Origin of the sequence: Brumimicrobium glaciale (assembly GCF_004152935.1) — a bacterium.
Classification (GTDB): domain Bacteria; phylum Bacteroidota; class Bacteroidia; order Flavobacteriales_D; family Crocinitomicaceae; genus Brumimicrobium; species Brumimicrobium glaciale.
The window spans coordinates 710,782-725,364 of record NZ_SETE01000001.1; the positions used below are offsets into that span (position 1 = coordinate 710,782).

Annotated in this window: 13 protein-coding genes; 9 read left to right on the top strand and 4 right to left on the bottom strand. The window is 34.3% G+C overall.

Features of this window, described 5'->3' with window-relative positions; all coding sequences use genetic code 11:
• Window positions 1-111 precede the first annotated feature (111 nt).
• Window positions 112-1,005, top strand: coding sequence for an AbiTii domain-containing protein (locus ERX46_RS02810; RefSeq protein WP_130092308.1), 894 nt, complete (start codon window positions 112-114; stop codon window positions 1,003-1,005).
• A 705-nt stretch (window positions 1,006-1,710) separates the two neighbouring features.
• Window positions 1,711-2,121, top strand: a complete 411-nt coding sequence (locus ERX46_RS02815) for a hypothetical protein (protein WP_130092309.1) — start codon at window positions 1,711-1,713, stop codon at window positions 2,119-2,121.
• A 307-nt stretch (window positions 2,122-2,428) separates the two neighbouring features.
• On the opposite strand, the gene ERX46_RS02820 is transcribed toward ERX46_RS02815, so the two are convergent.
• Complete coding sequence (locus ERX46_RS02820; RefSeq protein WP_165366127.1) at window positions 2,429-2,749, bottom strand: J domain-containing protein; 321 nt, start codon at window positions 2,747-2,749, stop codon at window positions 2,429-2,431.
• A 149-nt stretch (window positions 2,750-2,898) separates the two neighbouring features.
• On the opposite strand from ERX46_RS02820, the gene ERX46_RS02825 reads away from it, so the two are divergent.
• Both ERX46_RS02825 and ERX46_RS02830 read left to right on the top strand, forming a co-directional pair.
• On the top strand, window positions 2,899-3,447 hold the full coding sequence (locus ERX46_RS02825) for a hypothetical protein (RefSeq protein ID WP_130092311.1): 549 nt from the start codon (window positions 2,899-2,901) through the stop codon (window positions 3,445-3,447).
• A complete protein-coding gene (locus tag ERX46_RS02830) occupies window positions 3,440-4,141 on the top strand; it encodes a hypothetical protein (RefSeq protein ID WP_130092312.1) in 702 nt (233 codons plus the stop codon). The genes ERX46_RS02825 and ERX46_RS02830 overlap by 8 nt, the downstream gene beginning before the upstream one ends.
• Before the next feature lie 230 nt (window positions 4,142-4,371).
• On the opposite strand, the gene ERX46_RS02835 is transcribed toward ERX46_RS02830, so the two are convergent.
• Window positions 4,372-4,746, bottom strand: coding sequence for a hypothetical protein (locus tag ERX46_RS02835; protein ID WP_130092313.1), 375 nt, complete (start codon window positions 4,744-4,746; stop codon window positions 4,372-4,374).
• A 253-nt stretch (window positions 4,747-4,999) separates the two neighbouring features.
• Between ERX46_RS02835 and ERX46_RS02840 the strand changes: the two genes are divergently transcribed.
• The 5 genes from ERX46_RS02840 to ERX46_RS02860 all read left to right on the top strand — a co-directional run bounded on the left by ERX46_RS02840 (window position 5,000) and on the right by ERX46_RS02860 (window position 8,809).
• Complete coding sequence (locus tag ERX46_RS02840) at window positions 5,000-5,806, top strand: hypothetical protein (protein WP_130092314.1); 807 nt, start codon at window positions 5,000-5,002, stop codon at window positions 5,804-5,806.
• A gap of 163 nt (window positions 5,807-5,969) precedes the next feature.
• Window positions 5,970-6,632 carry a 3,4-dihydroxy-2-butanone-4-phosphate synthase gene (gene ribB / locus ERX46_RS02845; protein ID WP_130092315.1) on the top strand — a complete coding sequence of 221 codons (663 nt, stop codon included), beginning with the start codon at window positions 5,970-5,972 and terminating at the stop codon, window positions 6,630-6,632.
• Window positions 6,633-7,229, top strand: coding sequence for a Crp/Fnr family transcriptional regulator (locus ERX46_RS02850; RefSeq protein ID WP_130092316.1), 597 nt, complete (start codon window positions 6,633-6,635; stop codon window positions 7,227-7,229). It begins immediately after the preceding gene.
• Window positions 7,230-7,582: 353 nt separating this feature from the next.
• Window positions 7,583-7,987, top strand: coding sequence for a hypothetical protein (locus ERX46_RS02855; protein ID WP_130092317.1), 405 nt, complete (start codon window positions 7,583-7,585; stop codon window positions 7,985-7,987).
• A gap of 72 nt (window positions 7,988-8,059) precedes the next feature.
• Window positions 8,060-8,809 (top strand): metallophosphoesterase family protein, encoded by a 750-nt coding sequence (locus tag ERX46_RS02860; RefSeq protein ID WP_130092318.1) that lies wholly within the window; start codon window positions 8,060-8,062, stop codon window positions 8,807-8,809.
• Between the two features lie 148 nt (window positions 8,810-8,957).
• Here ERX46_RS02860 and ERX46_RS02865 read toward each other — a convergent pair whose 3' ends face one another.
• Together ERX46_RS02865 and ERX46_RS02870 are read right to left on the bottom strand one after the other, a co-directional pair.
• Window positions 8,958-10,142, bottom strand: a complete 1,185-nt coding sequence (locus ERX46_RS02865; protein WP_130092319.1) for an efflux RND transporter periplasmic adaptor subunit — start codon at window positions 10,140-10,142, stop codon at window positions 8,958-8,960.
• 20 nt (window positions 10,143-10,162) lie between these two features.
• Window positions 10,163-14,557, bottom strand: a complete 4,395-nt coding sequence (locus tag ERX46_RS02870) for a CusA/CzcA family heavy metal efflux RND transporter (RefSeq protein WP_130092320.1) — start codon at window positions 14,555-14,557, stop codon at window positions 10,163-10,165.
• Window positions 14,558-14,583 lie beyond the last annotated feature (26 nt).

Here is a 14,583-nt window from a genome sequence, read left to right on the forward strand (position 1 = left end):
GATTTATAGTTATTATACGGTGAAGCTTTACAATATTTCTGGATTTGGAAGGAGTTGTAGGGTTTGATTGGATGTGTAAATAAGTTGTTAGTATTTCTAAAAAAAACAAGAGTGATAAAAGACTTAATAATAGATTTGGCATATGATAGAATTACTCTTTCTCAAGCCCTAACAAGATCGAAACTTATCGCTAATCAAATTCAGAATGAAACATTTAAAAATTGGTTATCGAAAGAATTAAATGGTTACGAATATCAAGATACTGTTCTGCCCAATTATAGAAAGATTTGGGCTGAAATTGAACTTTTTATAGATTTTCCATTCGGCCGTTCACAAAGTTTCCCTGTCGTTCTGAATGATGCTTGGGGAGATGATATGAAAGATATGATATATAACCATAGAGTTATTGAACCCATTGCAATTGTAGAAAGTAATATCTCAACTTTTGAAAATGCAAAAGCGTATGTAAACATACCTGGAGGAATGGTTAATATCATTGCTGATATGTATAAAGAACAAATCCAACAACATAGGGGTGTTGCAAGAAGTGCAAGACGTCCTATTGGTAAAGTCCAACTTCAAAATATTTTGGAACAAACAAAACAAAAACTGTTAGATACTCTACAAGAACTTGAAAATCAATTCCCAAAACTTGAAAACGATTACACTATGAATGAGGAAAATCAAAAAGATGTTCAAAATATTGTAACAAATAATATTTATGGAGACAATAACCCTCTAAATGTTGCAACTGGACAAAATTTAACTCAAGGAGATATAAACCTCACAATAAGCGCAGAGAATAAAGAGAAATTAAAATCTTATGGTGTTAGTGAAAAAGAAATTTCTGAATTAGAAGCAATAGATTTAGAGTCACCTAAAGGAACACCGAATAGACAGTCCAAAATAATGGCTTGGCTAGGTAAAGTAACAGCGTCTTTAACAGCTAAAGGTATTTACGAAAAAGGTCCAGAATTAATACAATTTGTAGGTACTTTAATGTAAAAACGACTTACAATAACGTAAGTATTCGGCGTGCCAATAGGCCGAAACTGAATACCATGTTGACGAATCCGTTGTTCCTTGTGGGAAAAGCGAGTCAATATTTTATTTTCGAAAGTTGATTTAGTGGTTAAACGCATTGAAAGTTGTCAGTTTTGCCATCAATGATGTTATTTATTGTAAAAAATGCAAAAAAGGAAGGATGAGAACAAGACACAATATCATTGCTTCACCTACCTGAAGTGCTTGATTTTATTGAACGTTCTTTAGCTTATTGCATGGATTTACAAACGCTGTAAAAAGTATAAATAAACCCTGTTGAAAATGAATTTATAGGAAAAGCGTATTATTACATAAGGAATTCTTTTTACCCTTTCATTTTAGCACTCCAAAAACGAAGAGGATATCCATCCAAATCAAAGCGACCTTAAAGTTTGCTCATAGTGCGGCATAGTTCAACTCCATTTTATCAATTATTTTCTACTCGTCAATTAATAGACTTCTTGGTTGACTATTAATTTTTTACGACTATCTTTAGCTATTGAAAGAAAAAAACCGATAATACGCTAGTAAGTTGAGCATAATTAAAAAAGAATCTAAGACCAAAAGATAGCACAAAAACATTCTTTTTATTAAACTCGAAAAAAAATATATGAAATACAGCTCAAATATTAATCCGTAATCAAGATATAAAAGTCAATATAATTTATGAAAAAAATACTTTTTTTAATATGTCTCCTTGCATCAAGTGCAATTTCTTTTAGTCAAGTTGTTAAATTTAAAATCACATCAGTGTCCTTTAGAGATTATGATGAAACAACTGAAACATGGGACGAATGGAGTGAAGGAAAAGAATTAAACATTCTTGGGTTTATTGATAGTGAAAATGAACGAGTAAAAATTTTTTCTGAGACAGAACAAAATTATGATGTGATTGAAAATAAGGGTGAAAGAACAGATAATGATGGCGACGATGTAGTTGAATGGATCTGCGTAAATGAGGACGGTGTAAAATGTTCACTAAAACTAATTACAATAAACTCTCAAGATAAACGCAAACAACTTTACATAAATTTTAATAATTTTATGTTGGTTTATAATTTCTACTTTTTGGAATAATTAACTATGCCTAACAACTAAGTATTCGGTGTGTCGATAGGTTAGCGCTAAATACTGAGTTGACGGATCCGGTGTTCCTTATGGGGAAATCGATACAATACTGTATTTTGAAAAATTATTTAGTGGTTATAAGACTCTGAAACGAACATGAATTTTACCCTTTCATGGATTTATTTGATTTAGTTTTCACAAAAGTCGATTATTGATAACGACTTTAATTGGGTTGAAAATGAAGTCGTTACAAGTTGCCGCATTTTAAAAACAGAAAATCCCTTCAAAACCCCACTACCACCTCTCCTCCAAAACTTCATAAGCCTTCTGAATCTCTATAAATCTTTTCTCGGCAATTTTCTGATGCGCTAATCCTTGAGTGGCAAAAAACATCTGGATGATGCAATTTTACTAAGCTTCGGTATGCTTTTTTAACTTCTTCCTTTGTAGCATTTTTGGAAACATCCAAAACCTTGAATGCAAGTTCTTTCGCAGAAATTCGCGAATTTGAATTTTCTGAAGATTTAGTTCTTTCTCGTTTCTGAGTATTTATCGCAATAGTGCTGTCAAAATCCTCCATCGATAGTTTTAACAAATTGTTTATGTCTTTTAATAATGCTATTTCGTGTTTGTTCATAGCATCATCAACATTTGATAGACCTGCCAGAAAGTGTTTCGTCAATAATCTCTAATTAAGATAGAATGACTTCGATTAGAGTCATTTAAATAATTATTACTATATTTGTTCTGTGTTCGCGAATTGCAAACATAGAACAATACAGTGAAATGAAAGGACAAGACATAGTTATACTAGTTTGGATTGCAAGTGAAGAAACTTCTGGCAATAAAGATTGGGTGATACGCGATTTGGCTCATGATCTAAATATTAGCACGTCAACGGTCCATTCTTCTTTATCAAGCATGGAAACTGCAGGATTATACGATAAAAATTCCAAACGAATCAGTAAACAAACATTGCTCGATTTTCTTAAGTATGGCTTCAGTATAGTCTTTCCCATAGTTTATGGAGCAGAAACAAGAGGTATAATAGTACCCCTTAAGGTAATTGGTGAAGAAATGAATTTGTCTTCTGAAAAATATATCTGGAAGAACAGCAAAGGAAAAGACATATTACCTCAAATTACACCATTGTATAATGGAGCTCCAATTGCAACATTAAAAAGTAAAAAAGCGAAAGAGATAATTGGTTTGTTAGAGTGTTTGCGAATGACGCGCCACAAAAGAATGACTAAAATAGCTTTCCATAAACTTGAAGAAATGATTATGCCTAATTCTTCAAACCCTATGCTGGCATTAAAACAGAAGCATGAATAATACACAAATAAATAGAATAGCAATTCAACGGGTTAGTAAGTTATTCAAAGATTATCCAAAAGAAATAATGTTTGTAGGAGGTTCTGTTGTGAGCGAGTATATTGATGACCCTTCAGCACTTGATATACGGCCAACAGCTGACATAGATATTGTAATTCAATTATTATCACTTTCGGAATTAGAAACCATTCGAGAATATCTTGCAAAAAGAGATGTGTATGCTGATCAGGAGTCTAGTGTTATTTGTCGATTTAAATACGAGGATATAAAAATAGATGTTATGTCTACTAAGAATGTGGGTTGGGCACCCGGTAACGAATGGTACGAAAAAGGTCTAAAACAAGCAATAACTAAATCAATCGAGGGAATAGAAATAAAATTACTGCCTGTCGAATTTTTTATTGCTAGCAAAATTAGCGCATATAAAGACCGGGGTGAAGACCCGCGATACGACAAAGATTTTAATGATATAATATACATCCTTGATTATAGATCAACAATAATAGAAGACATTAAACATGCTGATGAAAAAGTGATAGAGTACATTATCCCTTTCTTAAAAATCTTGGTGAAGAAAGAATTAACTGAAGCCGTAAAACCCCAAATTATGGAGGTTGATTTTTCAGTTGAACGTGCTATCAAAATACAAAACTCATTATCGGAATTAATCGCTGATATAACTTCCAATAAATAAAAAACTATTGCAAGGAAAAAACACGATTCAAACACAATTGACATTTAATAATTTGACATGATTCCACAATAATGATGCAGGTCTTCGATCACGAATTAAAGTTGATTGTATTTTTTAAATTCACGTTTCCTTTGCGAATGTGTTGCGGTGACTGAGCCTGTCGAAGGCCCGCGTTCCATTACAGCGCAACCACCAAACCGCGTTAATAATTAAACCTTAAACATTAATAATTACTTAACGTAATCCTGCTTATGAACCAACATATACTGATTGTCATCCATTTTTAAATACCCTTGATCATAACAGAAAATATACTGACTTCCTTTTTTTGTCGTGTAAATATTCGTGTAATAATGAAAGTTAAAACCTTCTTCTGCCATTGTGATTCCATCCAGCGTTTTCTTTCCATCGGGATTCAATTTCTCTAGAATTCTTCTGTTTTTTCTCAGAATATTATTGATTCTGCGCATGTAATTACTGCTGTCTTCGTTCAATCTATTATTGAATGTATTTCTGCAATAATCACCACAAAATTTTTGGTCACGTCTGCCTGATAAAGGCGTTTCGCATTCTTGGCATAATCGTTTTTCTTTGGATTCCGTCATAAGTAGTTCGTTTAGGCTAATTTAATGAAAAAAAGTTATTGTTGGGATTCGTCCCAATCAATTCAACTTTTTTTAGCCTCCTAATTTCAATAAAATCTGATTCCTCCAACGTTTTTTTTTAATTTTCAGCCTAAAGCCTAAAACTCCCCATTAATAATGTTTCATCAAGCGTTTAATACAACATGAAATATACGCCAAATGACGTATTGCTGAATCTTCATTCTAGCCATAAATTTGTGTAAAACAAAATATTATGAAACAGACTAAAATAATTATCGCAAGTTTAATATTGGTATTTGGACTAGGATTCAGTTCATGTAAAAAAGAAGGTTGTACAGATCCAGTTGCAACAAATTATAATGCAGAAGCTGAAAAAGATGACGGAAGTTGTGAATTTGCTCCAGCTGGCCCAACCTCTGCAGCTCCAGGGTCTTACTCCCCAAGTTTTGCAGGTGAATTTGGTGCACTCATCGCCATTAAAACAATAACTACATCAGAATCACCTTTTGGTACAGTGGATACAGAGTTAGGAACTGCAGTTGCTGTTTTTAGTGTAAATTCTGGAAGTTCATTTGTTGGTGCAGGAAATGTAACTGTTGATGGAGAAGGTCTTACTTTGCAGGAAAATAAATCTTATGTTTATTTACCTAGTCAAATAAATCCTTTAGGCTTAACATTTGGTTCAACAGTGAATTGGGAAGGAACTGGTTCTACATGGGAGGCATTTACAACTTCCACAAATCAAGATTTCTCTTATGTTGACCCTATAACTTCGGGTGATATTTCGAAGTCAAATGATTACATTTTAACAAGTGGTTCAATAGCAAATGCAGATTCAATTTTGTACGCGGTTTATGGATCAAGTGGAAACAAACTTGTAATTGTTGCAGGAAATAACACTTCACACACATTTACCGCTTCTGAATTGAGCGGATTAGGTGAAGGTTCAGGTTACGCGCAAGTTGTAGGATTAAATTATGACCAAAAAGTAATAGGAACTAAAGATTATTGGTTAATCAATGAAACGGTTAGAACAAAAACGATTAATGTTAAACCGTAATCTTCCTCTTTAAGATGTGTAAACCCTAACAATTAAATCAAAAAAGTGCTACAACTCGTTGTAGCACTTTTTTTGTGACCCATCAATTTATTGACTTACGTCAAATAGTTTGGCTTGAAACAATACTAGTTTTGCCTATCTAAAAATTAATAACAATTTATAAATGGAATTAGCAGAATTGGACACAATGCAAACGACCAATAAGGAAAGTCAAGAGCGATTAGAAAAAGCATTGGTCCACCTTAGAAAAGGGAATGGAGTTATCTTAACTGACGATAAAAACAGAGAAAATGAAGGAGATTTAATATTCTCGGCACACAACATGACCAATGAGCACATGGCGCTTATGATTCGAAAATGCAGTGGTATTGTTTGCCTTTGTTTGACGAACGAAAAAGCCGATTCTCTTGATTTGCCTTATATGGTGAAGGAGAATACAAGTAGTTATCAAACGCCATTCACAGTCACAATAGAAGCAAAAGAAGGCGTGACCACAGGAGTTTCTGCCAAGGATAGATTGACCACCATTCAAGCTGCGAGTAATGAGAAAGCCAAAAGCAGTGATTTGGCAAAACCAGGACATATATTTCCATTGAGAGCAAACGATAAGGGAGTTCTAGGAAGAAAAGGCCATACAGAAGGCAGTATAGATTTAATGAAACTAGCAGGCTTACAACCAGAAGCAGTACTTTGTGAATTGATGAATGATGATGGAACAATGGCAAATTCGGACACTATCACAGCATTTGGTCAAGAGAATAATTTGATGGTCCTATCTATACAGGATATTATTCATTATCGTAAATTTGTAAGAGACTATAATTAGATGACAAATAAAATCGAACTCACAAATTTCATAAAAAAGAATATCGACATTGAGGATGTAGATTTAAAAATAGTGCTGTCTTATTTTAAAACTATCAAAAAGAGTAAAAATGAGATTTTACTTTCAAATGGGAAAAATAGTCAGGTTAGTTATTTCGTGAAAAAAGGTTGTTTGAGGTTGTTTTACCTAGATGATCAAGGAAAAGACATTACCCGTTATATAGCATTTGAAAATCAATTTGCGACTGAGCTAGTGAGTTTCATCACCAATCAACCTGCGCAAGAATCTATTCAAGTAATTGAAAACAGTGAATTGTTATACATCTCTCACGAAGACTTTAGACATCTTTTGGAGATTGTTCCCAAATGGAAAGATTTTTACAACATCTATTTAGAAAAAGCCTATGTGAATAATTCTAAAAGATTAATCTCATTTACAACGCTAGATGCATCAGAACGATACAAACAATTATTTAAAATAAACCCAAACATTGTTAAGCGTTTGCCAAATAAGATTGTAGCTTCTTACATCAATATTTCTCAAGAAACTTTGAGTAGGGTGAAAGCTAAAATTTATGCTCAAATTCCCAATCTGTAGAAGTTGGAGTTCTAAATAGAAAATTAATTAAATAGCTGCATTTTTTCGACGATGGCAGTTGGAAATATGTGATTTATTCTTTTAAAAATAATAAAATTAAAATGCGTATCCGATACTTTACCAGTAAATTTAGAATTAAACTTAAATCTTCCATAAAGACACAGTTTTAATAAACATGGTATATTATTAATTTCAAGATATTACAATATTTAGGATTCATGACGCAAGAAATCCGTGATCATCCGTGTCATCCGCGTTCCATTACAGCGCAAACCATTTGCTAGGTAATAGAGCTTAAATTATTTTTTTACTGTAAAGATCCCAATAGGCATTAAAATTAAAAACCCCAAAACATGAAATATTCTTTGTTACTCGCTCTATTTTTATTCCAAATGATTGGTTATTCTCAATCGACCGATACAACTTCTAGCTCCATCAAAACAGATGACAAATTGTTATTGACTATTTTCCTTAAACATGATCAAAGCATGAACTTGAATGAAATAGAAAAGATAAGAACTGATCAAGGATTTTACGAGAATTTCCCGCCAGAAGGTGTTTCAGTTGTCAATTGGTTTGTAGTTATGGGCGTTGGCCAAATGGTGGTGCTAGAACTTCCTGCCTCAAAATTAGCCGCTGTAAATTTAGCAATTGAGCGAACAGCATGGAAAGCTTTTAAATCAGAAATTTATCCAACTTACGATCTATATCCTATCATAGAAAACAAACTAAAGAATAAATCTAAAGTAACTTACTAGAAGTTTTAGTTGTCATAAATAGTTTGCACGGAAAACACTTTGACCGAAAACAGCAATTAATAACAAATAACTATGGCGATTTACGCAATTGGAGATATACATGGTAGTTTAACAGCTTTGAAAACTATTTTTGAACAAGGGTTGATAAAGGAAAATGACAAAGTAGTTTTTCTTGGCGACTATATTGACAAAGGAACCGACAGTAAAGAAGTCCTGAATTGGTTGATAGAAAAAAGCAAAGTTTACGATTTTGAATTTATGCTTGGTAATCATGAGATAATGATGATGGCCGCCAAGTCTTCGCCAGAAAAATATGTGGATTGGGTGCATAATTATGGCGGAATCCATACTTTATATTCGTATGATATGGAGGATAACTTAAATTGGATGAACGATATCGATAAAACACATTGGAACTTTATCGATTCTTGTAAACCCTATTTGGAAATTGGAGCATTCATATTCGTTCATGCAGGACTGGAACAAAACAAAAAGCTAAACGAACAGAAAAAGCATCATCTATTTCATAAGAAATATGAACAACCCTTAATTTATGATTCAAGTAAAACTGTGATTTGTGGGCATACTGCTCGAGTAAATGGAAAAATAGCAGATTTTGGCCATACAATTTGCATTGATACTTTTGCACACGGAGGAATGTGGTTAACTTGTTTGAATGTGGAAACAGGTGAGTTTCTGAAAGCAAATAACAAAGAACAAATAGAAACGGGAAAACTAAAGCGTTATGATAATACCCTGAAAAAACGCTTTAAAGCACGTGTGTATAAGTGGTTCTCCTCGTCATCCAATGATGACGAATAAGGATTGCCCTGTTCATTTAAATCAAAAATAATATTGGTTGGGTTCGTAAGGGCGTTTTGCAAAACACCCCAACGAATATCCAACCTAAATACTCAATTGTGCGGACGATTTGCAAATCGTCCCCACGAGTATTGACCAATATTTTTTATTAATGATCGTGCGAAGCCTCCCCTTTCATCATTTCCGCAATCAAATAATATGCTCCGTTTTGAACAATCTTCGCGTTTTCTGGCAATGGCGTTAATAAATCAATAGCAACCCATCCACCTTCATGCTTTCCAGTTTTTACTTCAACCATTTTGAACTCGTATTCTTCTTTCTGCTGTTCTTCAGTTTGTGTATTGATGAAGATATACGTTTTTCCTTCTTCAGTGATTACTGCTGCTTCTGGTAAAGCCATTAAATCGTTTTCCTGTGTGAAAATTTTTCCTTTAATGTACATTCCTGCAACTAAATGAAAATCTTTTTCTTCGATATCAGCATGAATGTGTACTGCTCTTGGCGATTCCTCAAAACGTTTTCCAACAGAAATAATTTCTGCGTGTAAAGGCTGGGTAGAAGTGGCAACGGTAAATTCAATTTTCTGACCTTTTTTGACATGCATAATGTCTTTTTCGAAAACCATGAAATCGGCATGAACGTGTTCTGTATTCACGATTTTAAACATCGATGTTTGTGCATCAACGAATTGTCCTAATTGAATGTCAACAGCTTCAACTGAACCTGCAATTGGACTAATCACTGGAATTCTGTCATACAGTTTTCCTGATTGAATGTAATTTAAACTCAGATTTAACTGTTTCAATTGTGCAGCATATCCATTCAAATCTCCTTTGTTGGACAAGTATTCTGACTTGATTTTTTGCAACTCTTTTCCAGCTCCAATTTCAGCATCAGATAACTTTTGTTGTCTGTCCACTTGTTTAGAAAGGTATTCATCATTGTTGAATGCCTTGTAATACGCTGTTTGAATATTGATGAAATTCGGGTGACTCAAATACGCGATTGTTTGCCCTTTCTTGATATTTGTTCCTTCAATAACTTCAATCGCAACTACATTTCCACCGATGATAGCAGTGATTGTAGCTTCGTGCTGCGGCGGAACTTCTAAACTTCCATTCGTATAAACAATGCCTTCAAAAGTATGGCTTTGCATTGTGTCGAGTTCAATTTTTAAACTCTTGAACTTTTGTGGCGAAAGATGTACTTCATCTGTTGAATGATCATGATCCTCTTCTTCCGTTTGATTCGCTTGGCTTGTTTCGTTGCTTGTACAGGCAGAAAATGCCAGCAACAAAAATGCGCTAATGATATATGTGAATTGTGTTTTCATTTTTAATGTTTTAAGGAAAATTAATTCCATTGTAAATAGTATTCCAATAAATAACGCTGAAGCAGATAATTATCTAAAGCACCCCAAGCGTCAACCTCTATGCGAATTGCAGTTCTTACCGTTTGTAGAAACTGCGTATAATCAATAGCACCTTCTTCAAAAGCAGTAATTGCACTTTTTCGTTGTAATTGTGCTAAAGGCAAAGCTTCTTCTTGATAATACATCCAAGTATTTCTCCATTTTTGGTATTCTTCGTAAGTGGAATTGATTTCCATCTGAAACTCCATTTCTTGCTGCTGATAATTTTGCTCTGCAATCTTTCTATCGATTTTAGCAGCTTGTGATTGTCCCAACTGTCGATTAAAAAGCAATGGAATATTTAATCCAATTTGATAGGTGTAAAATCCTGTTTGTGCTCCGATCTTTTGCTCACCAAATTGTCCATTAAATGTGGGTAAATATTGAGAATTCTGCTTTTTAATTTTCGCATCTGCAATATTTATTTGCTGTTCATAATAGGACATCAACGGATGATTTGATACAGAATCTGCATTCAATTCAATGAGTTCAATAAAGTTATCTGAATCAATTTCAGGGACAGTGTAAATTGTATCACTCACCAACCAAAGGTTTAACTTCTTTATGGCTATCAAATACTCATGGCGCTTTTGATCTCTTTTTATTCTTAATTCATTGGCTTCGTTAGCCGTTGATAAATAAGACAAATTAGAAACATCTTGAAGCTCATAACGTAGCTTTTCTGTGCTTTTGATCTTCGTAAAAACAGTATCCAACGCTTGATAAACTTTATAAATCGACTGACTTGTATAAACTTCTGACCAAGCTTTTTTCACTTCATGTCGAATAGAAAGTTGAGACAATTCTAACGCTTTTTTAGCTAAAATTACCTGTTGATTTTGAAGCTTTAAGGCTGGAGCAATTCCAAATAAATCTATTTCTTGTTGTTGAATTCCAATTCGGGTATAAACTCCATCCGAACCATTTCCAAATTCTTCTTTTCCAGTGTAAACCGTAGTATTCCCAAAGTTCCAAGCGGTTTTCTTCAGGACTTCTTGTTGATCGATTTCTAATTGTTTCGCTTTCAACATCGGCAAACGCTTTAAGGCTTGCTCTTGCGCTTCTTCCATTGTAATCGACGGCCAATTTTCTTCAAGCGTCGTTTGCGCATTAAACATTGGAGTAATTAAAATAAATAAAACTCCAATTCCCATCGCTAATGACGGATTCGCAGTAATTTTATTAGTTCTTTCCTTTCTTTTTTCTAAATACATGTATAAAATAGGTAAGACAATTAAAGTAAGAATTGTTGCACTGATCATTCCTCCAATTACAACAGTCGCTAATGGACGTTGAACTTCAGCACCTGCCGAAGCAGAAAACGCCATCGGTAAGAATCCGAAAATATCCGTTGTTGCTGTCAACATAATTGGACGAATACGTTCTCTCGTTCCTGTGAAAATTCGTTCTTTAATATCTGTTACTCCTTCCATTTTTAATGAATTAAAACGATTAATTAAAACCAAGCCATTCAGCACGGCGACTCCAAATAATACAATAAATCCAACTCCTGCAGATATACTAAATGGCATATCGCGAATCCACAAAGCATAAACTCCACCAATTGCCGCCATAGGAATAGCGATATAAATCATGATGGATTGTGCGAATGATTTTAAAGCAAAATAAAGTAAGATGAAAATCAAAACCATTGCGATTGGAACAACGATCATTAAACGATTGGTAGCACTTTCTAAATTTTCAAATTGACCTCCATACGAAATGTTATATCCCGGTGGAAGGTTTAATTCATTTTTCACTTTTTCCTGAATGTCAGTAACTACAGACTTTACATCTCGTCCTCTTGTATTAACACCAACATAAGTCTGACGATAAGTGTCATCTCGTGAAATCTGCATTGGTCCAGGTTCGTATTCAATTTCTGCAAATTCCTTTAACATCACCTGAGAACCATTCGGTAAATCAACAAATAACTTTCGAATGTCATCAATCGACGAACGGTGTTTTTCTCCATAACGTACAACCAAATCGAATCGTCTTTCCCCTTCGTAAATTGTTCCTGCGACTCCACCAGCTAAGGCTGTGCTTAAATAGGTGTTCAATTGCTCAATCGAAACTCCATATTGTGCCACTTTATCTCTGTCAAATTTGATGTTGATTTGTGGTAAACCTGAAGTTCTTTCTGCGTTAACATCTCCAACCCCGTCAATGTCTTTAATTAGGTCTGCGAGTTCTGTTGCTTTTTTGTTGAGGACTTCTAAATCTTCTCCATAAATTTTAATAGCAACATCTTCTCTAACTCCTGTTAGCAATTCATTAAAACGCAATTCAATCGGCTGACTAAAAACGATGTTTACTCCGACCAAAACTTCCGCTAATTTATCTTCCATTAAATGAATCAATTCCTCTTCATTTGGAGCGCTTGTCCATTTGCTGTGGTCTTTTTCAAGAATCACAAACATATCGGCAATGTCCATTGGCATTGGGTCGGTTGGAATATCAGCAACTCCAATTCGCGAACCAGCAGATTTAACTTCTGGGAAATTCTCCAACAAAGTCATCTCAATTTTCTTGGAAGTGGCAATCATTTCTTCCAAACTACTTCCAGGACGAATCAAGGCTTGGATGGCTAAATCTCCTTCTTTTAATTGTGGAATAAATTCTCCTCCCATTCTGGAAAAAGTGAAAAATGTCATTCCTAAAATTACAACTGCAATGGCAATAACTGCCAATTTGAACTTCATCGCAGCTTCCAAAATTGGATGATAAACTTTGTTTATTCCGCCAATAATTGAATTACTGAATCTTTCTAATCCTGCTTCAAATTTTGCGTACCAACTTTTCTTATTTTGAACAGGACGCATAAATAACGCCGCCATCATTGGAACATAAGTCAAACATAGGATAATGGCTCCAATCATTGCGAATCCAAATGTGAATGCCATTGGTTTAAACATTTTCCCTTCAACTCCCGTCAAGAATAGAATCGGCATAAAGACAATCAGGATAATGATTTGACCAAAGAATGCAGATTCCATCATCGTGTTACTCGCTTGAATTGCGACATTGTCCATTTCTTTTCGAGAAAAACTGAGCGTTCCTTTGCGCATTCGTCTTTGAATTTCAAAAACAGTTCCTTCAATAATAATCACCGCACCATCGATTATAATTCCGAAGTCAATTGCTCCTAAACTCATTAAGTTTGCCCAAACTCCAAATTGTTTCATCAGAATAAATGCAAACAATAAGGCCAATGGAATCGTCGTCGCGGTAATTAATCCACCTCTAAAACTTCCGAGTAAAATTACCAATGCGAAAATTACAATTAGCGCTCCTTCAATTAAATTGGTAGCAACTGTATCTGTGGTTCGTCCAATTAATTCACTTTGGTCTAAGAATGGAACGATTTTCAAGCCTTCTGGTAAAGAAGATTGTATTTTATCGATGCGTTCTTTAACATCCGTGATTACCTTGTTTGGGTTGGCGTCTTTCAACATTAAAACCATTCCACCGACAGATTCTTTTCCGTCTTTCGTGAATGCTCCGTAGCGCACTTGATGTCCAAATCCTACATTTTCAGCAATATCTGCAATGGTAACTGGAATTCCATTTTCATTTTTTACAGGAATTTTACGAATGTCATCCAAAGAACGAATTAGTCCTTCTCCACGAATGAAGTTGGCCATTTTATTGCGCTCAATGTAAGCTCCACCAGTATTGGTGTTGTTCTCTTCAAGTGCTTTATAAACATCACTAATGGTGACATTCATCGCTTTCAATTTATCAGGATCTATGCTGACTTCGTATTGTTTAATATTTCCACCAAAAGCATTTATTCCAACAACACCATCAATTAAAGTCAATTGTCGGGCAATAATCCAATCCTGAACAGAACGTAATTCTGTAAGTGTGTAAAGTGAATCGTATTCTGGATCAACTTCGATGTTGTATTGGTATATTTCTCCCAATCCTGTTGTAATTGGTCCCATACTAGGAGCTCCAAACTTACTTGGGATATTTTGACGAACGTCAATAAGTTTTTCTTGTATTAATTGTCGGGCATGGTAAGTCCCTATTTCCTCATTAAAAACAATAGTCACCACCGACAATCCGAAGCGTGAAATCGAACGAATTTCTTCAACTCCCGGTAGATTTCCCATTTCTAGTTCCACAGGATAAGTCACGAATTGCTCGATGTCTTCTGTAGATAAATTTGGAGAAACCGTCATTACCTGAACTTGATTGTTGGTAATATCAGGTACTGAACCTAGATTAATGGTTTTCATTGAAAATATCCCAAAACCAATAATGGCTAAGGTCATCAATCCAATAACTAACTTGTTATTTATGGAAAATGATATAATTCTATAAATCATTTCTTCTTGTATTATAAATTAAAATA

Coding starts and splice junctions, on each gene's coding strand:
- ERX46_RS02850 (WP_130092316.1), top strand. CDS start 6,633: ATGACAAATAAAATCGAACTCACAAATTTCATAAAAAAGAATATCGAC.
- ERX46_RS02855 (WP_130092317.1), top strand. CDS start 7,583: ATGAAATATTCTTTGTTACTCGCTCTATTTTTATTCCAAATGATTGGT.
- ERX46_RS02840 (WP_130092314.1), top strand. CDS start 5,000: ATGAAACAGACTAAAATAATTATCGCAAGTTTAATATTGGTATTTGGA.
- ERX46_RS02815 (WP_130092309.1), top strand. CDS start 1,711: ATGAAAAAAATACTTTTTTTAATATGTCTCCTTGCATCAAGTGCAATT.
- ERX46_RS02820 (WP_165366127.1), bottom strand. CDS start 2,749: ATGAACAAACACGAAATAGCATTATTAAAAGACATAAACAATTTGTTA.
- ribB (WP_130092315.1), top strand. CDS start 5,970: ATGGAATTAGCAGAATTGGACACAATGCAAACGACCAATAAGGAAAGT.
- ERX46_RS02825 (WP_130092311.1), top strand. CDS start 2,899: ATGAAAGGACAAGACATAGTTATACTAGTTTGGATTGCAAGTGAAGAA.
- ERX46_RS02865 (WP_130092319.1), bottom strand. CDS start 10,142: ATGAAAACACAATTCACATATATCATTAGCGCATTTTTGTTGCTGGCA.
- ERX46_RS02830 (WP_130092312.1), top strand. CDS start 3,440: ATGAATAATACACAAATAAATAGAATAGCAATTCAACGGGTTAGTAAG.
- ERX46_RS02835 (WP_130092313.1), bottom strand. CDS start 4,746: ATGACGGAATCCAAAGAAAAACGATTATGCCAAGAATGCGAAACGCCT.
- ERX46_RS02860 (WP_130092318.1), top strand. CDS start 8,060: ATGGCGATTTACGCAATTGGAGATATACATGGTAGTTTAACAGCTTTG.
- ERX46_RS02870 (WP_130092320.1), bottom strand. CDS start 14,557: ATGATTTATAGAATTATATCATTTTCCATAAATAACAAGTTAGTTATT.